This is a genomic window from Niveispirillum sp. CC-CTL257 (assembly GCF_059489915.1).
The window spans coordinates 137181-162304 of the sequence record NZ_JCAJXE010000004.1; the positions used below are offsets into that span (position 1 = coordinate 137181).

Here is a 25124-nt window from a genome sequence, read left to right on the forward strand (position 1 = left end):
CGCGTTACCTGTAGGGGTCGGGCTGCGACAGGAAGTGGCGGACATAATCACCCACTCCGTCTTCCAGCGCCGTCATAGGGGCCGTGTAGCCGGCGGCGCGCAGCCGGTCCAGCTGGCCTTGCGTGAAATACTGGTACTTGGCGCGCAGATGGTCGGGCATGTCGACATAATCGATTGCGGGCTCCCGGCCCACGGCGCGGTACAGGGCCGTGATCAGATCGGCGAAGGATCGGGCCTGACCGGACCCGACATTGAAAATGCCGCTGACCCCAGGAAGATCCAGCAGCCAGAGCACAACATCCACACAGTCGCGGACATAGACAAAGTCGCGCAGTTGGCCGCCATCGGCATAGTCGGGGCGGTGTGATTTGAACAGGCGGACGCGGCCCCCGGCGGCGGCGATGGCATGGTTCTTGGCGACCACGCTCATCATCTCGCCCTTATGATATTCGTTGGGGCCATAGACATTGAAGAATTTCAGGCCGGCCCATTGTGGCGGGCGGCGGCGGCCACGCCGGACCTGATCAATCACGAACCGGTCAAAGACGAGCTTTGACCAGCCATAGGCGTTGAGCGGGCGTAACCGCGCCAGCATCGCCGGGTCATTATCGTCAGAGAAACCCTGGCTGCCATCGCCATAGGTCGCCGCCGACGATGCGTAGATCAAGGGCACGTCATGGCCGCTGCACCAGTCCCACAGCAGAGTGGAAACACCGATATTGGTATCGGCAATCAGGTCCGCGTCGGTTTCCGTGGTGGCGGAGATGGCCCCCATATGCAAGATGGCTTTCACCGACCCGGCACGATTGGTCAGGAAAGACGGTAGCTGATCGGGTGCCACAAAGCCGGAAACCAGATGCTTGGCCAGATTGCGCCATTTGTCACCCGACCCCAGCCGGTCGCAGACCACCACCTCCTCCCCCCGCGCGGCCAGTGCCGCGACAAGGTTGGAACCGATGAAGCCGGCTCCGCCGGTTATGAGGATCAAGCCCGTCATCGCGTCATACCTGTGGGTCAAGCTGCCGCATCAATAAAGCTTTCCGCGAAATCCCGCCATGTGCGTTCGGTGCGGATGAAGATCTTGCCCCGGTCGCCAATGGCCCGCGCCTCCTGACGCTTCGCATACAGCGTTTCCAGATGCGCCACGGCTTCGTCCACTGAACTTTCGCACCAACCCTGGCGTGCGCCGTGCGGGTTGGGGACGGGGGTCTGCTGGCGCAAGGGTAGGCAATTCTCCTCACCGATCAGGTCGCGATGGCCGGTATTGTCGGACAGGATGACGGGCACGCCACAGGCCATGGCCTCCATCGCCACCAGATTGGTCGCCCCCTCGCACCGGTTGGGGAACAGGGCGGCATGGCATTCGGCCAGGATGGGCGCGATCTGCGCACGGGTCAGGAAACCCAGATCGACAAAGGCATTAGAAGGCACACCATGGTCGGCCGCCCAATCGGTGATGCGCAGCCGGTGGGTTGCAGTGTCGATGCGCGGTGCGCTGACCGACAGGGGCGATTCCACGATGTCGGCGGATGTATGCGGCCAGGCGTTGTGCCAGGCCGTGACCAGCAGCGCCTCGGGATGGCGTGCATGGAAAATGCGAAAGGCCGCCAGCACCACGTCCTGGGCCTTGCGATACTCGATCTTGCCACCGGAAAACACCACGAACCGGTCACCAAATAGGCCCGTGCGGGGCAGCAGCGGCAACTCGGACGGGTCCACACCCTGGAACGTCACCCGCACATCACGCAGGCCGCGCTGGGACAGCAGGTCCCTGTTATAGGTTGAGTGAACAATGATCCGGTCATATTGGCGGGCCCGTTCCAGGGTGGATTTGTCCAGACTTGTATCCTCGAACGCGATGACGCCGATATTGGCCTCTCCGTGATAGAGGTCGCTGGTAGGGCCGGGGATGAAGCCGTTCCCCAGCGCATGCAGGGCCGTACAGTCATGCAGCTTCAGCTTCTTGCCGCCATGCTTGGCGGAAAGGGCTGAAATCTGGTTATAGCCATCCATCAGCGGTTCCAGCTTTTCCCGCGTGGACGGGCGCATGGTGATGAAGGCTGGTTTCTCCAGCAGCAGCGGTGGCTGGTTCCGGTCAACCAGACACAGGGCGGTGTGGACACCCACCAGGCCCCAGCCATGGATTTCCGTCAATTGCCAGGTCAGTGCCAGATTACGCGCCAAATCCAATCCCCGAAGCAACGACCACCGGATAAAGGGGGCAGGCTGGCAGCTTGGCACCAGCCGGCCCCCTTGTCAGTACCCGGAACTATCCTCCGAAGGTGAGGTTGCCGGTTCCAAGCTTGGCATTGGAGACGACACCCAGCAGCTTGATCTCCCCAGATGTGATGCTCTGCTCACCATTAGTTTTGGTGATCACATAGACACCCGTATCGGTATTGTCGCTGGCCAGGACCATGACGCTGCCGCCGGCACTGGGGTTCTTCAGGGCGCCAATGGCGGTTCGGATGGCGATCAGGCTGTCATCGGTCAGGCTGCTGGCCGTGGTGGTCAGGCGCACCACCTCGTCATTGGCCATATCGATCTGCCCGGTGGCGCGGTCGGCCCCCTGCACAATCCCGTCGCTGTTGCGGTCCAACAGGCTGCGCAGGCTGCCGACCAGGGCCAGACTGTCCAGAGCCGTCTGGAAGTTGGTGATACGGTCGAAGCCTATATTGGCACCCGCCGCCGCACCGTCACCGGCATTGCGATAGACGATCTGGTCTGCCACCTGACCGGTACCCAGTGCGATCTGATCGGCACCGGCCCCGCCTTCGAAGCGGATGGCCTTGCCGTCGGCCACGGTAACGACGTCCGCCCCGTTACCGCCCGTCAGGGTTTCGACCCCGTTGACCTGGATGGTGCCGCCCTGGCTGCCCAGGGTAATCACTTCCCGTGATGCGCCGCCGATCAGGGTTTCGATCCCGCTGACCAGCATGGTGGCCCCGCTGTTGCCGATCGTCACAATGTCGGTGCCATTGCCGCCGGTCAGGGTCTCCAGACCACGGACCAGCAGGCTGTTGCCGCCATCGGCCAGACGGACGGCATCCGTGCCGGCACCGCCCACCAGGACATCAATACCCTTTGCCCACAGCGTACCACCCACGGCACCGGTGAAGACGAAGTCGGTGCCGCTGCTGCCGATAAGGCTTTCAATGCCCTCAACGGAGAGGGTGGCACCACCGCTGGCCAACGTGACCTGATCCAGGCCACGGCCACCGATCAGCGTCTCCAGCGCGGAGACAGTCATGCTGTTGCCGCCATCGCCCAGGGTGACGCGGTCGCGGCCACGGCTGCCCACCAGTTCCTCGATCTGCTGGATCCAGATGGTGCTGGAGGCACCGCCCAGATAGATCAGATCGGTGGCCGGCGAACCCGTCAGGCTTTCCAGCATTTCCACACTCATCGTGGAACCGACGCTGCCGGTGCTGGTCACCACGTCATTCTGGGCACTGCCAATCAGCGTTTCCAGCTGTGTCACGGCGATGGTGGTGCCGGCGGTGCGAGCCAGGGTGATGACATCCTGGCCGATATTGCCGATGACCGTGGCATAGCGGTCGATGCTGAGCGTGGCACCAGCGGCCGGCAGGCGCAGCACATCATCCACCGCGCGGATGGTCAGCAATTTCTCGCTGTCCAAGGTGCGGGCGTCCAGGTCGGAGGTCTGGACCAGAAGCTGTGCCGTCTCCACCCCGTCGATGGTGGTGAAAAGCAGTGTCTCCAGGGTGGCGTTCACATCGGCCACGCTGCCCGTGACACGGATCGCGGTATTGCTGACCTGGGTCACGGTGGCGGTGCCGGCGGCGGTCACTGCCACGGTGCCACTGGTCGGCGTCAGCGTTACCGACAGGACAGGGCTGTCGGCGTCGGCGACGCTGATGCCCTTGATCGGGGCGCTGGTGCCGCGCGGAATGCTGATGCCATCGGGGATTACCGTCTGCGGCGGCTGCAACACCTCGATCAGGATCATGTCGCTGTCATTGGGCGTGACAGGGTCATGATCGTCCGTCTCAATCCGCAGCGATGCATCCGGCTTGCCCAACAGGCCCGTGAACTCCATCGTCGCCAGCGACTGTTTCACGGCGGCGGTGGCACCGTTTAGGACCAGCACCCCGTTGGCACTGCGCGTGACAGTGACGTCACCCATGGCGGTCACATTGACGATACCATCGGTGGGGGTCAGGGTGACGGTCAGGACTGGGCTGTCGGTGTCGGCGACACTGACGCCGATGATCTCGCCTGCGATACCGGCAGTCACCAGCGGCTTGACGGGCAGGATGTTTTCCGGTGCCGTCGCCACGCGCAGGTCCAGCGTTGCCACGTCGCTGCGCGGCAGGGTGTTGTTGCCAGCCACAACCTGGATACTGCCGGCTGTGCTGCCGCTGTTGGGCGTGAAATACAGGCCCGCCAGGGTGGCGTTCACATCGGCCAGCGTGCCCGTCAGGGTGACGGCCCCGCTGCCCCGGCTCTGGCTGGCCGGGCCGACCAGGGTGATGGCACCGCCCGTGGCGACCAGAGTGACCGTGACGGTGCCGCCCTGTGCGGCCTGAACCGCGATACCGCTCACCATGCTGCTGCGACCGGCCAGGACGGCGGTGGTCGTGGGCATGGACAGGCGCGGGTTGGCCGGGTCGTCATTCACGATGGTGGCATAGGCCTGGGCGACCAGGATATCCATGCCGGATGACGGGTTGGACAGGGTGACGGTGAACCGTTCATCCTGTTCGATGACGGTATCGGCGGTCACCCGGACCGTGATGGTCTTCACCGTTTCGCCAGCGGCGAAGCTGACGGTGCCGGCGGGCAGGGTGCCCCCGAAATCGGTGGTGTCCAGACCGGAATTGCCACTGACCCGGTAATCGACCGTTGCGGCCCCCAGGGCGCTGCCCGAACGGGTGACCTGGAAGGTGAAGTTGGTGAAGCCGCTGTCGCCCTCCGCCTTTGCCGTATCGACGGCTGTGATGGAAAGACGGGTGGGAATGACGGTTCCAACCTGCGCCCCGGCCACCGCCGCATCCAGGCTGCTGCCCGTCAGGGCGGCGACAGCGGCATCCAGGTTGCCGGCGGCGGTGCCGTTGCGCAGGGCCGTGACTGTTGTCGTCTGGGCGACGACCTGAACGCGGGCGATTGCGGTAAGGGCTGCCGTCGGGTCGGCTGTTGCGGCGGCGGTATTCACCTGTGCATTGGCCGCCGCGATGATGATACCGGCATTGGCGGCAACGGCCCCGACCTTGGCGGCATCCACACCGGGCAGCCGGGAGGCGGCCCCGCGCAGGATGGTGGCCAGTGTGCCGGGGTCGGCCAGGTTCAGGGTCGCCCCGACTGGCACGGCCCGGATAGCATCGGCCAGCGCATCCAGGATGGCAAGGCCCGCCTGTCCAGCCCCCAGCGTGGTGGTGGCGGCACCGTTCATCACGGCGGCACCATCCACGATCAGGTTGGCGATCTTCACCGCCTCCGCCTGGGCCTTCACGGCCGCCGCGACCTGCGCGGTGTTGGCACCCGATGCCGTCGCCGCCTGCAGCGGATCGACATTCATCAGGTCAAGGCCAGCATCAATGCCAAGCACCGCCTTCAGCTGAGCCGACGCTGCCTGATTGGCTGCGACGCTGGCCTGCTTGCCCGCCAGGCCGACGATGGCGCTGGTCAGCGGGTTGATGACGGTGGCGCGGGCCGGCGCTTCATACACGCCGTCGAAGGTCTGGCCCGTGGAGATATCGGTGCCGCCCACCATGATGTAGGCACCGCTGCCGCCGGCGATGGTGTAGTTGCCGGTGGCGTCGGTGACGGAGGAAGCCTCGCCGGCATCCAGGACACCATTGCCATTGGCGTCCGCGAAGACGCGGGCGCCACTGATATAGCCGTCCACGGTCTTGCCGCGGATGAAGTTGACGACAACGCCACCGAAACTGGCGCCCGACAGGGTAAAGTCAGGCAGGGCGGCATTACCCGCCGCATCCTTGATGGCGGCGGCATTGATGATGCTGCCGGAGACGGAGATGCCGTCACTGTCCACATCGCCCTCACCCACGACATAGCGGAAGGTCAGGACCGAGCCGCCCGAGCCGCCGACATAGGATGCCTGGCGGCTGGCATTGCCCACCAGCAGGGCCAGGGCGGGCGTACCGGTGACCGTCACGGCCTCGCTGAAGGTCAGGCTGATCTCGACGCTGTCGCCTGCGAAGTAGGTGCCGGCAGGTGGGGCGGAAACACCTGTGACCCGCGGCGGCAGGCGGTCGCGTGCGCCATCCAGGATGGTGCCCGATACGCTGGACGGGTCGTTGATACGCGGGGTCAGGACCAGACCGGAGGAAGAAAGACCCTCCAGCTTTACCGTGAAGGTTTCATCCCCTTCGATCAGGGTGTCTGATTTCACCAGGATGGTGATTTCCTGGGTGGACTGGCCCGGTGCCAGAGTGACCGTGCCGGATGGCAGCGTGTCCCCCGCGAAGTCGAACCGGTCGATGCCGCTGCTTTCGTCAATGCGCCAGCCGACGGTGACCGTGCCATCGATAGCGGGAGTTTGCCCGGCGGTGCGGCTGATTGTGAAGCGATAGGCGACCAGGGCGTCGCCCGCCGGTTCCACCTGCACCGACGCCGCGCCGCTGCTGACGCCGATGGCGATCAGCTGTTCTTCCGCGATGCTGATATCCACGGCGCTGGCAATGCTGCGCTGCCCGTCGCTGACGGAGTAGACGACGCGCCCGGCCGAGCCGGAGAAGCCGGGATTGACGCGGAAGGCCAGACCGGCCAGTTCAGTGGCCGATACTACGGCACCGGCCGCAACCGCGCGGCCATCGGCATATTGCAGGACGCCGTTGCTCGGCAGTTCGCCAATGGTGACGGATAACTGATTGCCATCCGGATCGACCGGCATGTCGATGGAAAGGCCGATGGCCCCGGAGTTCTTGGCGATGACCACCTGCTTGGGCGCCTGGATGACCGGGTCGTTATTCTCACCATCGATGGTGATGATAACGGTGGCCGTGGATGTCAGGCCGCCCTTGTCGGCGATCGTGTAGGTGAAGCTGTCCTGGCCCTTGCCACCCAGCGGCAACGCCTTGAACGCGCCGTTGGGATCATAGGTGTAGGTGCCGTCAGCATTGACCTGGACCTTCGCGCCAGAGGCCAGACTGATCAGACTGCCAACCCCGTCCCCACCATTGACGCCGATGATGGTGCGGGTGTCACCGATGTCGATATCGGTGTCGTTACTCAACAGGCCGGACCCGGTCAGGACGCCGGTTTCACGGACGCTGCCGGCGTCATCCACGGCCTTCGGGGCCTGATTGACGTCAGCGATGGCGACGGTAAAGCTCTGCGTGACAGAGGCCCCGGTTTTGTCGGTGGCTGTGACGCTAATGCCCAGGTTGCCGGCGTCATTGAACCCGGGCGTGCCGCCGAAACTGCCCGTGGCAGCGTCGAAGATCAGCCAGGCGGGCAGGGCGCCGCCACCCGCCAGGGAGGCGGACAAGGTCAGCGTGTCGCCCGTATCGACGTCCTTGAAGGTCGTGCCGGGCAGGGTGAAGGTAAAGGCCTTGCCTTCCGACGCGGTCTGATCGCCGATGGCTGTTCCGATGACCGGGGCATCATTGACCGACGTGACCGCCAGCGTGATGGTGCCGCCGACAGGTGCGTTACCGGCGATATTATCGGTGACGATAAGGCTGACGCTGGTTGGCTTGTCATTGTTTAGGGCCGGCACAAAGCTGGCCGCTGCCAGCGCCGCATTGATCTGCGCCATCGTGCCGGTGGCGGTCCAGATGCCCGACGTGGCATCATAGATGCCCCCACCCTCAATCCGGCCCGTTGTCGGGTCGGCCAAGGTCAGGGTTGCGGTCAGGGTGGCGTTCGGTGCCGCGGTCAGGGTGGCGCCGGCCAGGGACACGGCCCCACCATCTTCCACATAAGAGAGATCGCGCGACAGACCCGTGGCCGTGATCTGGCTCTGCCCCACGATGAAGGGCGCGCCTGAAATCCCACCAGCAATGGAGTTACCGGCGACGTCGGTGATGCCGGAACCACCGACTGTTAGTGTCAGGGTGCCGCCGCCGGTCACGCCTGTGGCCGTTACCTCGACAGTTTGCGGGTCCACGACAGTGACAGCGCCAATGTCACCCTTTGCCGTGCCTGTCGCACCCAGACCAAAGGCACCGGCGGTGACGCCGCTGACGGCTTCGGAGAAGCTGACACGCCATGTCAGGCTGGTGCTGCCCGGTGCCGGGGTGCCGACCACCGACACGCCGGTCACGGTGGGTGCCCGGCCATCAACTGTAATTGTGGTCGGGGTGCTGACCGTGCTCACCAGTCCGGACTTGCCGGTTGCGGTGGCGCTCAGGGTCAGGGGACCTGTCGTGGCGCTGGCGTTGAAGGTGATGCTGTAGACGCCATTCACGTCCGCAATGCCGCTCAGACCGCTGGCGACGCCGCCCACCAGCAGATTGACCTTTGCGCCAGCCTCTGCCGTACCGGTTAGAACCAGGCTGCCGGCTTTGGTGATGCCGTCGGTGGTCGAAATACCGGTATCGCTGCCGCTGGCCAGGACCGGCGCACTGGGCGTCTTGGTCTGGGCCTGGACGGCCAGGGTGAAGCTCTGCTGACTTAAGCCGCCCTTACCATCGCTGGCCTGCACCGTAACGGTACGGTCGCCGGTTTGGACGCCTGTCCAGTTCACGCCATTCTTGACGGTTACGGCACCGGTCTTGCCGTCGATCGCAACTAGGCCGCCGGCATCGGCCAGCAGGCTGTAGGTAACAGGGGTCGTGCCCGGATCTGTTGCAAAGGCGGTGATCCCGACGGATGTGCCTGCTTCTGACCCCGTCTTCACACTGTTCTCGGCCGTATCTTGATCGACCGGGAGAGTGGGGGGCGTGTTGGTGACGGCGATGGTGAAGGTCTGGGTGCTGACACCGCCTTTGCCATCACTGGCCTGCGCCGTGACGGAATGGCTGGCTGCCGTCTCAAAGTCGATCTTCTCGGCGTCCTTCACCGTCACGACACCTGTTTTGGCGTCGATCTGGAACAATCCGCCGGCATCATTCGTCAGGCTGTAGGTGACTGGCGTGGTGCCGGGATCTGTAGCCTTGACGGTCAGGCCGACGGTGGCGCCCGCCTTGGATCCCTCGACCACGCTGTTGGCCATGTTTTCATCATCGACCGGCACGGTCGGCACAACATTCAGCAGGTCGATTGTGAAAGTTTCGGTGCTGGTGCCGCCCTTGCCGTCGCTGGCCAGAACAGTGATCGCGTGGCTGGCCGATGCTTCGAAATCCAGCTTGTCGCCATCTTTGACAGACACAATGCCTGTCTTGGCGTCGATCTGGAACAATCCGCCCGCATCATTCGAAAGACTGTAGGTAACGACGGTATTGCCGGGATCGGTCGCCTGCGCGGTGATCCCGACCAGCGTGCCGGATTTGGCCCCTTCCGTCACGCTGTTGGCGGTCTTATCGCTATCCAGCGGCTTTGTCGGGGGCGCGTTGGTGACGTCGATGGTGAAGGTTTGATTGCTGATGCCGGAATGGCCATCACTGACATGGGCCACAATCGTGTGCTTTGATGCCGTTTCAAAGTCCAGTTTAGTGCCGTCCTTGACGGTCACCACACCGGTTTTGGCATCGATTTGGAAGCGCCCACCGGCATCGTCTGTCAGGGTGTACACCAGGGAGGCGCTGCCGCCGTCGATTGCATTGACGGTGATCCCCACGGCGGTGCCGTTGGCCGCACCTTCAATCACGCTGTCGGCCGCGGCGTCCTTGTCTGTGGGGATGCTCGGCGGAACGTTCGTGATGCTGATGGTCAATGCCTGTGTCGATGTCAGATTTCCGTCGGAAACCTCCACGGTCACCGAATGACTGGTGGCTTTGTCGAAATCGAGAAGTTTACCGTCCGCGACAGTGACCAGGCCTGACTTGCTGTTGATCGCGAAGCGTCCGCCTGCGCTATCCACCAGCCTGTAGGTGAGGGCGCTGATATCGCTGGCGGTGACGTAGCCAACCGTGGTGCCGGCAGCAGCGCCCTCCACGACAGGAACGAAGGAGTTAGCAATGTTCGTCGGCGCGACAGTATCGACCGAGTAGGAATTGCTTACGCTGGTAGCGGTGACGAGGTTGCCGGCCAAGTCCCGGACATTGCCGGGAACCACGCCGAGCTGTAGGGTGCCCTCGCCCGAAATCTTGCCCAGATTGACCGTGTAGGTGTCGCCGCTGCCCGTAACCGACAGAATAGAGGACGAAATCGACTTATTGTAACCGGACACGTCCACGGCAACAAAGCTCGACACTCCAATGCCGGTTACCGCCTCGGAGAATTTCACGGTAAAGGAGGCGGTAGAGCTGCTGGGGTTAACAGAGCCGTTAACAACCGTCGAACGGATGGCCGGGGCGGTGGTATCGACAGCGATCACTGTCGAGCCACCGCTCTCCGTCACGTAAAGATTATCCAGCGTCAGACTGGCGCGATCGGTCAGTACAACCTGATTTCCGCCGAAACTAAGGATGGCATCATTGCCGCTGCTGCTCAGGGTCAGCTGATTTTCGGTGAAAACAGACCCGCTTATGCGCAGCTGCTCCGTTTCGGCCAGGTCCGTAACCGTATCGCCATTGCCGATATCGAACATATCGATGCCTGCGCCGCCGGTCAGCGTATCGCTGCCATTGCCGCCGGCCAGGGTATCGTTACCAAGGCCACCGACCAGTGTGTCATTGCCCGCCTGGCCATCCAGATAGGCGTTGATGCTGCCCGCAGTAGCACTCAAGCCTTTAACGGTGATGAAGTCCCCACCTGAACCGCCAATGACGGTTTCCAGCAGCCAGACAGCCAGCGTGCTGCCGCCGGACAGGCTTACAATATCCAGGCCCTGCCCGCCAACCAGCGTCTCCAGCTGCGACACGACCATGGTGCTACCGCCCGACCCGGTCGAGGTAACGACATTCAGGCTGCCGTTACCGATAAGGGTTTCGAGTTGCGTCACGGCGGTAGTGAAGCCGGCACCACTCAGCGCCTGTACATAGTCAGTCCCAGTGCCACCTTGGATCGTTTCCAACAGTGAAAAGGCCAGTGTGTTGCCATTGGAACCGAGTGTAGCGACGTCCCGCCCGGTATTACCCGTGAGTGTCTCCAGAAGCGAAATCAGCATGGTGGAGCCGCTGCTGCTGGAAACGGTGACATTCTCTACAAAGCTGCTGCCCGTCAGGGTCTCCAGCAGTTCCACGGCCACCTTCGACCCACCACCCCTGCTCAGCGTCACAACATCCTTGCCGACATCGCCCACGATGGTCGCATAGGCGTCCACGCTGACCGTGGCACCGGCTGACGGGAGATACAGAATCGTAGCGGGCACAAAGATGGTGACCGTCGTCAGCGCACCGCCCAGCGACAGCGTTTCCGTCGGCGTATAGACGGTCTCCAGGCCTGACACCAGGATGGTGGCGCCGGTGTCGGTGAAGGTGACGACGTCGTTACCGCTGTTGCCGATGACCGTTTCGAGGCCGATGGCGCTCAGCGTTGTGCCGCCAGCGTTACCCAACTTAACGATATCGATGGTGCCGCTGGCACCGATGACACTTTCGACATCGTTGATGGTGATGACGGATTCCAGCAGCGAAACGGTGACCGTCGTGCTGCCGTCCAGTTCCTGCCGGTCAACCGAAACGCCTTTCAGCACGACCACATCATTGCCATCGCCGCCGGTCAGCGTGTCCAGCAGCGAGACGGTGAGCGTGCTGCCGCTGGTGGCAGGGCTCACCAGTTTGACGATATCGGTGCCTGAACCGCCGGTCAGTTCCTCCAGCGCCTGGACCCGGATGGTGCTGCCGGACGTGCCACCCAGGGTGGCGGCATCATAACCGCTCCCACCGATCAGGGTTTCCAGGTTGGTGACTGTGATTGTGCCACCGCCACTGGCCATGTACAGCTGGTCGTCACCGGCCCCGGCATCAATATTCTCCATCAGCGAAACGGTGACGATATCGTTGCCGCTGGTCAGGGTTGCTGTATCACTGCCCTTGCCGCCGATGATCGTCTCGACATCGGAAATGATGACATTGCTCTGCAGGACCGGGACGCTGTCGACCACGACGAAAGTGGCTTCGAGCGTCACAACGTCGGTGCCGGTGCCGCCGATGATGGTCTCAAACTGCGATACCAGTATCTGGTTGCCGCCGTTGGCCAGCGTCACTTTGTCGATGCCGCTGTTGCCGATCAGGGTTTCGATCTGCGAGACCCTGATGTCATTGGCACTGGTGCTTGTCAGGCTGGCGGCGTCATTGCCAGAGCCACCGATCAGCGTTTCGATGCCCTGCATCGCCACGGTAATGCCGCCGTTGCCCGTGTTCGTGATGACATCTGTGCCACTGGCACCCGTCAGGGTTTCCAGCAGGGCGATGGCAAAGGTGCCGCTGACCGTCGCTGTGACGACATCCTTGCCGGCACCACCTGCCAGCGTCTCCAGCGCTTCGAACCGCAGCGTGCTGCCGCCACTGCCCAGGGTGATAGCATCTGTCGCCGCGCTGCCGACGATGGTCTCGAAATTGACCAAGGTGGTCTGATTGGCGGAGGTTCCGAACAGCGTGACCACGTCGGTTCCCGCACCGCCGACCAACGTGTCCAAGGCGGACACCATCAGCGTTTGGCCGCTGCTGCTCGCCAGGATGATGGCGGCACCGCTGCCAGTACCCACCAGGGTTTCCACCAGGCTGGTGGTCATGGTGCTGCTGCTCAGGCGGACAACGTCATTGCCGCTGCCGCCGGTCAAGGTCTCCAACAGGCTGACGGAAATCGTGTTATTTGTATTGGTCAGGATAGCGACATCACGACCGTTATTGCCGGTCAAGGCTTCGACCAGATGCACGGACAGGGTGCCACCGCCCGTATCAAGGCTTGTAATGGCATCTAAGCCGCTATTGCCGGTAATGGTCTCAACGCGCGACACCGCGATGGTAGCGCCGCTGCCGGAAATCTTCATTTCGTCAATACCGGTACCGCCCACCAGCGTTTCCAGGGACGACACCAGGACGGTTGCACTGCTGGCCAGGGTGACGACATGTGTTCCGTTGCCACCAATGATCGATTCAAACGATGACACAAGCATTGTGGCACCGGACGTCCCCAAGCTGCTGACGACGTCCGTTCCGCTGGAACCGATCAGTGTTTCCAGCCGCTCAGCAATTGTCACCGTGCTGGACGCCGCCAAGGTGACCACGTCAATCCCGTCACCGGTGCCGATCAATCGTTCAAACGCACTGATGTTCAGCGTGTTGCCTGCGCTGTGGAGGAAGGCACCATCGGAAACGTTGCTCCCGATCAGCGTTTCCAGGAGCCCGATGACGATTGTGCTGCCTGCGGTACTATTGTAACTGACAACGTCTACACCGGTGCCGCCGGTTAGCGTCTCCAGTCGGTAGACCTGAATGGTATTGCCGGCGTTGTCCAGAGTGACATTGTCAAGCCCACTGCCACCGGTGAGTGTCTCCACAGCCGATATGCTGAGGGTATGGCCGCCCGTGGAGAGGGTGACGATATCGGCGCCGGTTCCACCTGTCAGCGTCTCGACACCGCGTATCGTTGTGGTGCTGCCGCCATCGGTCATGACGATCACGTCAGTGCCGGTACCGCCGATGAAGCTCTCAATTTTGTCCAGCAACAGGGTATTGCCCGCAGTGCCGGTCACGGTAGCCACTTCCGTGCCCGTGCCGCCAATCAGCGTCTCCAGCGCGGAAATCCAAACGCTGTTGCCGCTGTTGCTGAGGGTTATAACGACATCCTTGCCTACACCGCCCAGTATCGTCTCGACCAGCGTCAAGCCAAGGGTGGTGCCGGATGATGCCAGGCTTACCTCGTCAAGCCCGGAACCGCCGGTCAGCGTCTCAATATCCCCAACCTGGATGCTGTTGCCGCCGGACCGCAGGGTCACCTCATCTTTCCCGCTACCGCCGATCAACAGCTCCAGCAGCGAGACGTTAATGGTATTCCCCTGATTACCCAGGCTGATAGCGTCGGTGCTGATGCCACCGGTTAGCGATTCCACCAGCGTTACCATCATCGTGGTGCCACCGCTGGCCAGGGTGACCCTATCGGTTGCGCTGCCACCGATCAGGGTTTCAATGGCACCGACAACGTAAGTGCTGTTGGTTGCTGCGGCCGTCAGCACATCAATACCGGTGCCGCTGCCCAGCAGCGTTTCCACAATACTGAAGGCCAGCGTCCCGCCCAGGCTGCTCAGAATAGCCGCCTGGATGCCGGACGCGCCCACCAGGGTTTCGACCAACGAGACTTGCGTCGTGCTGCCGCCAGCGGCGAAGGTGACAACATCCTGGCCCACGCTGCCGGTCACGCTTTCAAGATTCTGGATGGTGACGCTGTTGCCGCTGTCGGTCAGGGTCACAGCATCGGTTCCGGCACCGCCGATCAGCTGTTCAACCCCGGCCACCGCGACCGTGGCCCCTTCGCTGGTGAAGCCGACAACATCCTGACCACTGCTGGCCATCAGGGTTTCCAGCAGGCCCACAAAAACCGTGTTACCGCTGTCCGTCAGTGTAACAACGTCGGTGCCGCTCGCACCGATGATGGTTTCAACCTTGGATATGGTTAGGGTGGAGCCCAGCGCTCCGGTGCCGTTGATGGCATCCGTCAGCGCGGACGAGCCGGTCAGCGTCTCAATCAGCGAAACGGCCAGTGTCGTGGCGGCTGCCAGTGTCACATTGTCCGTGCCGGCCCCGCCCGTCAGCTGTTCGATCAGGGAGACGGTGGTGGTGGTACCCGCCGTTGTCAGGATGACATTGTCACTGCCGGTGCCGCCGATTAGTGTCTCGACGCCGATGACCAGCAGGGTGGTGTCGCGGCTGTCGGCAAAGCGGACGACATCCTGTCCCGTGCCGGTGGTCAAGGTCTCCAGCAACGCGACAGTAATGGTGTTGCCGGCATTGCCATCCACCGTGACGATGTCGGTGCCGGTGTCGCCAATCAGGGTGTCGATGGCGCTGACCAGGAGCGTAACGCCAGCGGTGCCTGTGCTGGTCACCGCTTCAATGCTGCCGCTGCCAGTCAGTGTTTCGACCAGCGCGATGGCGAAGGTGCTGCCGCCAGCACCAATCGTCAGAATGTCAGTTCCAGCCCCGCCCTTCAGCAGTTCAATAGCGGTGGCCGTGATCGTGTTGCCGCCCGTGCCGAGGGTCACCTGATCGTTGCCCGAACCGCCGGTCAGGGCTTCCACCGCCGTTAGGGTGATCGTGTTGCCCAAGTTCGACAGGGTCAGGACGTCGGTACCAGCACCACCCCGCAGCGTCTCAACGCCGCCGAGGCTCATCGTATTGCCGGATGCGGACAAGGTCACATCGTCAATGCCCGTGCCGCCCAGCAGGGTTTCGACCTCTTCCACCAGCATGGTGGAGCCTGATGTGCCGGTGGAGGTGACAAACTGGGCACCACTGCCGCCGACCAGAGTTTCTAGCGCGCTGACGGAGAAGGTGGCTGCACCGCCGGCATTGGTCACAACATCCTTGCCGGCCCCACCGATCAGGCTTTCCACCAGCGATATGGCAACTGTGTTGCCCGATGCTGCCAGCAGGACCGTATCGGTGGCGGTGCCGCCGACAATCGTCTCTACCAGAGACACCGCCATGGTGCCGGCCGTGGTGTCCAACTGGATATGATCCAGGCCCGCACCGCCATTCAGGCTTTCAATCAACGACACCAGCATGGTGATGCCGGCGGGCCCCGTGGTGGTCACGAGATCGGTTCCACTGGAACCGATCAAAGTCTCCACCGCCTCCACCGACATGGTGGAGGGGTTCGTGAAGGTGACGACATCCGTTCCGCCGCTGCCGATAACGGTACGATAATTAAAGATGTCGTTGCCGCTGGGCAGATTGATGATCTGATTGCTGATAACAATCTGGCGGCCATTGCTCAGATCGGGTTCGGTGATCGTGATCGTGCCATTCGGCGTATAGACCGTTTCGATCCCCACTACCCAGATAGTGGCCTCCGGGTCGGTCAACGTCAGAACGCTGCTGCCACCCGCACCGATCAGCGTTTCCACGCCGACAGATGTGATCGTGGTGCCGGCTGTCAGCGACGCCACGTCAACGCCACTTCCACCCGCCAGCTTTTCAATCAGGGAGACGGCTATGGTGTTGCCACCCGCGCCCAGTGCAACCGTGTCAATGCTGCCGCCGCCGGTTATGCTCTCCACAAGGCCGACCGTGATGGTGCTGGCCGTTGTGTCGGCCATTGTCAGCTTGTCTGTGCCGGCGGTGCCCGTGAACTTCTCGATGCTGGACACGCTCAGCGTTGTACCGGCGGAGAAGGCCAGCAATTCATCAAAGCCGGAACCGCCTGCCACCGTCTCTATGCCGGCGACTTGGAATGTGTTGCCGTCACTACCCAACCTGGCCAGATCGGCCCCAGTGCCGCCCGTCAGTGTTTCCAGCTGCGACACAGTGATGGTCACGCCGCCGGCATCCGTCAGGTTGACCTGATCATGGCCGGTGCTGCCGATGACGGCTTCGATGCCAGAGACCGAAAGCGTACTGCTATGGGTGGTCAGGCTGATAATGTCGGTGCCGGTGCCGCCGATCAGGCTGCTGAATTCACCGACCCGCAGCGTGGTGCCGCCATTGTCCAGGATCGCAACGTCTGTGCCCTGGCCGATATTCCCGACCAGCGTTTCCAGGCCGCTGACCGACAGGGTGGAGCCGAAGGAGCCGGTATCGGTGATGACATTGATGGCGCCATTGCCGGTGATGGTTTCCAGCAGTTCCACCGACATGGTGAAGCCGCTCGTCCCCTGCGCCTGTACGGCATCAATGCCGGTGCCGCCGGTCAGGCTCTCCAACAGCGTCACCGCGATGCTGTTGCCACCGTCGGCCAGGGTCACCTTGTCCAGGCCCGAGCCGCCCAATAGTGTCTCCAAATTGGAAACACTCAGGGTGGCCCCGTCCGTGCCGGTGCCGGCAACGACATCCTGACCAGTACTGCCGATCAGGCTTTCCAGCAGCCGCACGGCCAGAGTGGAGGATTGGGTGAAGGTGACAACGTCATTCCCGGCCTGACCGATGATTGTCTGATAGGCATCGACGGTGACCGTGTTGCCGCTGGCACTCGGGACCGTCAGGATGCTTTCTGGCGGGTTGACCACGATGAAGGTCGTGGCACCGGCCAGATTATAGGTGGCGTTGGCCGTGTAGACGGTTTCCAGGCCGGTGACAAAAACGGTCCCGGTGGTGTCCCGGATGGTTGCCACATCAACGTCGGCGCCGCCGACCAGACTTTCCAGGCCTGATACGCTGATCGTGCCGCCATTGGCATCGAACAACAGCGTATCACTGCCGGTATTGCCGATGATGGTTTCCAGCAGGCTTGTGGTGATCGTATTGCCGCCACTGCCCAACAGAGCAATATCGGTCCCATCGCCGCCGGCCAGGGTCTCCACCAGTGAGACGGACAGGGTGACGGTGGTGCCGCTGCCACTGCGCGCAGTCACCACATCATTGCCGGAACTGCCGGTAATGCTTTCGACCCCGGTGACGGTCAGTGTGCCACCAAGCCCACCCAGTCTCACGCTGTCGGCACCGCTGCTGCCGGTCAGGCTTTCAATCGACGTGACAGAGATGGTGGTGCCAGCAGTACCGCCCAGCCCCACAATGTCCGTACCGCTGCCGCCGGTCAGGCTGTCGATCAGAGAGACGGTGACAGTACTGCCGCTGTTATCCGTGATGGAGGCGACATCATTTGCCAGCGTGCCGGTCAGGCTTTCGATCAGCGACACGGCGATGGTGCCGCCGCCTGTGGCCATTCTGACATGGTCAATGGTGCCGCCAGCGTCGCCGAGAACACGCTCGACCGCCGCGACGGTGAGGTCATTGCCATTGGTGTTCGCGGACAGGCGCACCGTATCGGTGCCGCTGTTGCCGACGATGTTTTCCACCAGATCGACCGTCAGCGTATTGTTGCCGACACCCAGCGCCACCGTGTCAGTCGCACTGCCGCCACGCACGGTTTCGACCAGGGAAATGGTCAAGGTGTTGGCCGATGTCTGGCTGACAGTGACCAGATCATTGCCGCTGCTGCCCGTAACGCCGTCAATGCCGGTAACGGACAGGGTGTTGCCGGAAGCGTCGGCCAGGACGGCGATGTCGGTGCCGGTGCCGCCAACCAGACTTTCGATCAGCGACACGGCCAGTGTCGCCCCGCCGTTACCCAGCGTGATAATCTCGGTGCCGCTGCCGCCTGTCAGGCTTTCCATCAGCGAGACGGTGAAGGTGCCGCCGCTGTTGCCGTCCAGCGTACCGCTGTCGCTGCCTGTGCCGCCAATCAGGGTTTCAACATTGCTGACCGTGATGGTACCGCCGCCCGAACCCATGACCGCGACATCGGCACCGGTATTGCCGACCAGGCTTTCGACCTGTGACACAACCAGGGTATTGCCACCGGTGCCGACGAACACCGTATCTGCGCCGCTGCCGCCCAGAATGCTTTCAACCTTGCTGACAAAGACGCTGTTGCCGCCGGCGGCCAGGATGGCGCTGTCCTGTGCCGTATTGCCCACCAGTGTTTCGACCAATTGCAGGGCGAGTGTGGCCCCGCTGGTGGTCGTGGTGACGACCTCTGTACCGGCACCACCGGTCAGGCTTTCAATCAACGAGATTTGGATCGTGGCACCACTGCCGCCGACAACCGTCACCCGGTCCGTACCGCTGCCGCCGATAATCCGTTCCAGGTCGGTGACGCTGACGGTGTTACCATTACTGGATGACAGGGTGGCCTGATCGTTGCCGGTACTGCCCACCAGACTTTCCACCAGCGAGACGGCGATGCTGCCGCCGGTGCTGAGGAAATTCACCAAATCCGTGCCGGCGCTGCCGGTAAGGCCTTCCACCCCCCCGACGGTGACGGTGGCACCGGAGCCGCCCAGGGTCACCAGATCGTTGCCGCCGCCACCCAGGAACGTTTCAACAGCTGTGATGTTGACGGTGGAACCAGCGGCGCCGGTGCTGGCGACCACGTCGTTGCCGCTGTTGCCGACCAGACTTTCGATCAGCGACAGGAAGAGGGTGTTGCCGCTCGCGCTGGAAAGGGTAAGCGCGTTGACACCGCTGTTGCCGATCAGGGTTTCAACCAGACTGACAGACACGGTGCTGCTGGCGGTGCCGGACAGGGAGACGGTGTCGTTGCCGTCACCGCCTGTCACGCTTTCAACCAGGGTGATGGCAAGGGTGTTGCCACCGGATGCCAGAACGACACGATCATTGCCGGCAGTACCGACCAGTGACTCCAGACTCCCGGCGGTGACCGTCTGGCCGCTGCCACCCAGCGTGACGAGGTCAGTGCCGGTGCCGCCCAGCAGCGTCTCAATGCCGGTGGCCAAAAGGGTCGTGCCACCACTGGCGATGGTAACAACATCGCTGCCGCTGCTCAGGCCGGTGAGGGTTTCGATCCCGGAAATAGTCAGCGTGCTGCCGCCGCTGGCAAGGCTGACCACGTCCGTTCCGGCACCACCACGGACAGTTTCAACCAGGGCCAGAACAATGGTGTTGCCGGCGGCATCCAACATGACGGTGTCGGCCCCGACATCGCCGGTCAGGCTCTCCACCAAAGAGACGCTGGTGGTGGAGCCCAGGGTGGCCGTGCTGCCGGTACTGGTGATGACATTGGTGCCGGCATTGCCGACGATGCTTTCCAGTTGCGATACCGCGATGGTGAAGCCGTTGGCATTCAGATGGGTGACAATATCGGTGCCACTGCTGCCGATCAGCGTTTCCACGCCCAATACGGCCATGCTGGTCGTGGCCGTGCCATAAAGGACGGTGTCGGAATTGCTGCCGCCCGTCAGGCTTTCCACCTGGCTTACCAGCATCGTGCTGCCATGGGTGCCGGTGACCGTCACCACTTCGTTGGCACTGCTGCCGATCAGGGTTTCAAGCAGCTGCACGGCCAGCGTCGTGCCCTGCGTCTGCGCCAGGGTGACGATGTCGGTGCTGGCATTGCCGATGACGGTTTCAAACGGAAGGATGACGTTGCTGCTGCCGCCTGTGGCGGGCATGTTCAGAATATTGGTGACGCCGCCGATAACAATCGTCTGTGCGGCACCCGCCAGAGCCAGCGTCTGCGACGCTGTGACAACAGTGTCGACGCCGGACACGAAGATTGTGGCCTTGCTGTCGCCGAACGTGATGGTGTTGGAGCCGCCGCTGCCGATCAGCGTTTCAACACCCACGACTTGGGTGGTGTTGCCACTGGATGCCAGCGTGACAATATCCCGACCGCTGCTGCCCTGTAGCGTTGACAGCAAGGCGGCCATGACGGTCTGGCCGCTGCTGCCGGCCAGCGCCACCGTGTTGACGCCATTGCCGATCAGCGTTTCGACCAAGGAAACGGAGATCGTGCCGCCCTGCGTGCCGTCCGCACCAAAATAGACACTATCGACAAAGCTGCTGCCGACCAGCGTTTCGACACTGCGGACATCCAAGCTGGTGGCCGCAGTGGACAGGTTTACAATGTCCGTCGTAGAGGAACCGACAAGCGTGCCCAGCATGTCGACACTGACGGTCGACCCGGCCCCCAGCGTGATGATGTTGCTGACATTGCCGCCGGTCAGCGTCTCGATGTTGTACATCACGGCTTGCGTGATGTCGGTGGCCAGGAATTGAACCCTGTCGATGCCGCTGCTGCCCGTCAGCGTTTCGATCGCAGCAATCGTCAGGGTGCTGGCGCTGGTGAAGGAGATGTGATCGGTACCAGAGCCGCCGATCAGGGTCTCGATATCCCGGATCAGCATGCTGTTAGTGAAGCTGCCGATTTTCGACATCGTGACAATGTCGGTGCTGGCCGTACCCTGCAGGGTGTCCACCAGCGCGACATTTGTCGTGCTGCCACCGGTTTGCAGGATGCGCACATAATCAACCGTGCTGGTCGAGGAGCCGATCAGCGTATCGATCAGGCTGATGCCCATGGTGGTGCCGGCGCTGGCGCCGGGCGCAGTCATCCAGATGACTTCTGCTCCGGCCGACCCGATCAGGGTTTCGACCAGGGAGATGAACATCGTGCCCATGCTGGTCGCGGTGACCAGCGCCGTGGTGCCGTAGATCGGCGTTGCCCGCCGTTCCTCGATGGTGACGACATCCTGACCGCCGCTGGACCCGACCAGCGTATCGATATCGGCAATGGTAATGGTCGTGCTGGCATCGGCCAGGATCAGCATGTCCTTGCCGCTCGAACCACCGGCCACATACTCGATGCCCGACACGTTCATCGACATGCCGCCGGTGCGGGTCTCGATGGTGCCGGTTTTATAGGCGTTGGTAACGACGTCGTAGCTGCTACTGCCGATCAGCGTATCGACGAACGAGATGCCCATCGTGTTGCCGCCGGAACCCAGCGTATAGACATCGGTCTTGGAGCCATGGCCCAGGATCACATCGAACCCGATGACCAGTGCTGTGTTGCCGTTCAGCGTGCCGACGCTGGCCAGCAGATCAAAGGTGCCGTTGCCGATGATCGTTTCGAACAGACCGATGACGGTGGTGGTGCCGTTGCTGTTGGTGGAGATGGCGATGTCGTTACCACTGTCACCGATCAGCGATTCAATGAAGCTGATCGCAACAGTATTGCCGGCTGTGCCGGACAGGGTCATGATTTCGGTGCCCGTACTGGCACCGATCAGGGTCTCCACGTTGCTCAAAAGCATCGTGTTGCCGAAACTCGACATGGTCAGGGTGTCGGCACCCTTGTTCCCGATGATGGTTTCCAGATGCTGCACGCCCAGCGTATTGCCGGCGGTGCCACCCAGCGTGATCACTTCCTTCGGCGTGACGCTTCTGACGCCGTAAAGGTGATCGATATTCGTCACGGTCATGGTCTGACCGGCGCTGCTGAGTACGAGGCCCTGAGAGCCGCCAGCCCCCCTGACGAAGGAATAGACGGTACCCGTTGAGAGGGTTACGTCCGCGCCACCCGAAAGGGTCAACGTACCGCCAGCAGCCATATCCGTTCCTCGTCCCACCCGCAGGGACCTTGCCTATACCAAAGGCGTAGGTCCTGGTCCGACCGACAGAATCGGTCTGACAATAACTCATACTGTCGTATTACCCTATCGGTGCGGCGACGGAAACATAAAAACCAGCAGGCGAGCAGACTACAGGTATATCTTCGGGATACATGTCGCAGATTGCGGGGAGACGTGGGCGGGGGCGATAAGGGTTCTGAACTATTCCTTGGGATAGGAAGCCAGAGAAAAAGATAAATTTTAACCAAACTTCTTGATTTCTTATTTTTGGTGTAAATCGGTTAATGTGTACTTGTTAACAGAGAAAATTGCTGATCTTGATGAGTTACCCCAAAAGGACAGGTGAGGCCCAGGGCTGGTAGGTTACGAGGCCTGATTGCGCGCGGTCCGGCCGCCAGAACCCCACCGCGCGGTCATTCAGCAGACTGGCGGTGAAGGAGAATGTGCTGTTGGAAATGGCCAGAACATCGGCGGCGCACAGGGCCTGGAAGTCATCCAGGAAACCAGCCCCATCCACAGGTGGCAGGCCAAGCGAGGGGACGGGCCTGTACCGTGCAAAGGCGGCGATGAGGCTGGGATCGTCGGTCGCGATATAGAGAACGGGATTGCGCAGGGTGGGCCACAGCCCGTCCAGCCATTCCAGATACCAGGCTTCGGGTGCGATCCAGAACGGCCCCCATCCGAAATCACCCCGCCGCAGATGCAGACAGACAACCGTGTCGCCGGCCTGCCGCAGTCGCGCCTGCACCTGATCGAAACGGTCGCGCCAGCGCTGGCCCTGCGTGAAGATATGGCGGAACGTAGCGGCATTCGGTGCCAGGGGGCCGGTATCGCCGCAGAAATAGCCGTCGATGTCATGCCCGGCGGCGTCCGCTGCGGCATTGGCCGACAGGCCGGCGGCAAGCCCGGCCTCTTCCTCCGACAGGCGTGGCAGTGAAGGTCCCGGCAGTGGGTCATCCAGGTCAAAGAGATGCCGCCCGATCCAGGGGGGCGTTTCCAAGGTCAGGCCATGGCGTTCGGCATAAAGGCGGGCCACGCCATATTGCAGGATCTGGTTGCCGAACCGGCCATTGCTGCCCAACCGCGTCAGGGCCAGCCGCCGCTCCGGCGTGCTTGCCGGTTCACGAGGGGCTGGTGCCAGTCCCCATTGCCGTTCCAGCAGCAACAGGGCACGGCGGGTGAAGGCCTCTCCGAAACCGGCATTGCAGGCGATGGCCTGATCCCAGGCGGCCAGCGCTTCAGGCTTGTGGTCCAATGCCTCCAACGCGGCGGCCTTCGCCGCATGCGCGTCATAGTGGCCGGGAGACAGCGCGATGGCATGGTCAGCGACCGCCAGCGCGGCTGATGCGTCACCCATTTCCAGTAACAGACCCGACCACTCCGCCTGATACTCGACTTTTGTCGGTTCGGCGGCCATGACCACTCTCAGATGTTCTTCTGCTTCCTGTCTTTGCCCCAGGCGGCGCAGGGTACGGGCAAGCAGGAAACGCCCATTGGCGTTACCAGGAGCCAGTTCCACCGCGTGGTGCAGGTGCGGCAGGGCAGCCGCCACGTCCCCATCCTCCAGCAGTATCAGGCCGAGATTGACGCGGGCCGGTGCCAGACGGGGATGCAGACCAACCGCCCGGGCAAAGGCGGATCTCGCCTCCGCCCGCCGCGAAAGGCGGTGCGATGCCATGCCCAGTTCGAACCATGCGGCAGGCAGATCAGCATCAATATCCGTGGCCCGGCGCAGTAAGGCATGGGCACCGGCATGATCACCCGCCGCTGTCCGCTCGCCGGCCAAGGTCATCAAGCTGGCGGCGGTGCCGGTGCGGTTGCGTTTTCCCACGTCCGGCCCAACGGACAGCGCGTGCAGACGACGGCGGATCAGAATTTCAATCGCCATGAAGCGGCCATCAACTTTCGCTCCTTCTCCAGGGGCGCGTCCGCTGACCATTTCCGCCTGCATCCGGTCCAGCACATTGCCGGGACTCATCCGGTAGAAGACTGTCTTGATGCCGATCTTCACGCCCTGCAACAATTGTGAGATGGCGCGGGAATAGGCGACATCATCGGCAGTGGCGGGCCAGAACGGTGTTTCCTCCGGGAACCCGCCGGTGCGGAGATGTGCTTCGCGGCGGATACAGAGATTGCAGGGATAGGTGCGGATGGAGGCGTCGCGCCATGCGCTGGAGACCTGATCGTCGATCCGGTCGAACAGCATGTCCGTGCGCACATAATCCCACTGCGGATTGGCGTCAAGCGCGCCGGCGGTGACATGGAAATGACGGTCCAGGAACAGGTCATCGGCATCCAGGAACCAGAGATAGGGGCCCATCGCCGCCGCCGCACCCGCATTGCGTGCGCGGCCAGCACCCCGGTTCTGGTTGTTGGCGATGAGCGTCAGTCCCTGTTCAGGATGCGCGCGCCCCCAGGAGCGGACGACATCCACGGTATCGTCGGGTGATCCATCGTCCACCACCACGATATGCACCCGCGCATCTTCCCGGCCGGAGGCGCTTTGGTAATGGGCCAGCGTGGTCAGGATACTGTCCAGGCTTTCGGCAATGGTGTTCGCAGCTTTGAACGCCGGGATGACGACGGTGCCGATGCTCCCATATTGTTGGCGATGGGTTTCAAGTGCGGACAGCGCGATTCCGATGCCACTGTCTGGCGGCGCGACCGCACCCGCCTTTGGCAGCACGGCAATGGCATCACCTTCCCGTCCCAGGATCAGCCAGACCGTGGCCAGCAGCCGGGCCAGATGGCCGGAGGGCGGGATGAATGTCGCCAACCATTCCAGATGGGCTGCCGCCTCGTCGAACCGACCGGGGTCCAGCAGGGCGGAAATCTGGTTCAGCGCCACATGCAGCGTGGCGTCGATCTGCTGGTTGAGGATCTCCTGCTTTTCATGCAGCCGGGCAGCGCGTCGGAACAGCCGCATCGCGGCCAGCCCGTCGCCCGCCTCACGCAGATGTGCCGCCAGATGCTGAAGTGCGGTCGCATCGGCGGGGTTTTCCGTCAGAAGGCGGCGGCATTCCACCGGGTTCATTCGCATAGCCGTGCCCATGCCGATCTCGTCACGCATTCCATAGCAACCAAACTATGCTAACAGGAACGAAAAGCTGAATGCCGTTGT

4 protein-coding genes are annotated in these 25124 nt (G+C 62.6%); all 4 read right to left on the reverse strand.

Annotated elements, in window-relative coordinates; translation table 11 throughout:
* Positions 1-4 precede the first annotated feature (4 nt).
* The 4 genes from rfaD to ABC729_RS21395 all read right to left on the reverse strand — a co-directional run bounded on the left by rfaD (position 5) and on the right by ABC729_RS21395 (position 25073).
* Complete coding sequence (gene rfaD / locus ABC729_RS21380; RefSeq protein ID WP_495610179.1) at positions 5-988, reverse strand: ADP-glyceromanno-heptose 6-epimerase; 984 nt, start codon at positions 986-988, stop codon at positions 5-7.
* Between the two features lie 26 nt (positions 989-1014).
* Positions 1015-2184, reverse strand: coding sequence for a glycosyltransferase family 4 protein (locus tag ABC729_RS21385; RefSeq protein WP_495609632.1), 1170 nt, complete (start codon positions 2182-2184; stop codon positions 1015-1017).
* An 85-nt stretch (positions 2185-2269) separates the two neighbouring features.
* Complete coding sequence (locus ABC729_RS21390; RefSeq protein ID WP_495609633.1) at positions 2270-21853, reverse strand: cadherin domain-containing protein; 19584 nt, start codon at positions 21851-21853, stop codon at positions 2270-2272.
* A gap of 475 nt (positions 21854-22328) precedes the next feature.
* The gene (locus tag ABC729_RS21395; protein WP_495609634.1) at positions 22329-25073 is read right to left on the reverse strand and encodes a glycosyltransferase; all 2745 of its coding nucleotides are present in this window, start codon (positions 25071-25073) and stop codon (positions 22329-22331) included.
* Positions 25074-25124: the final 51 nt, after the last annotated feature.

Coding starts and splice junctions, on each gene's coding strand:
- ABC729_RS21390 (WP_495609633.1), bottom strand. CDS start 21,853: ATGACCGTGACGAATATCGATCACCTTTACGGCGTCAGAAGCGTCACG.
- ABC729_RS21395 (WP_495609634.1), bottom strand. CDS start 25,073: ATGCGTGACGAGATCGGCATGGGCACGGCTATGCGAATGAACCCGGTG.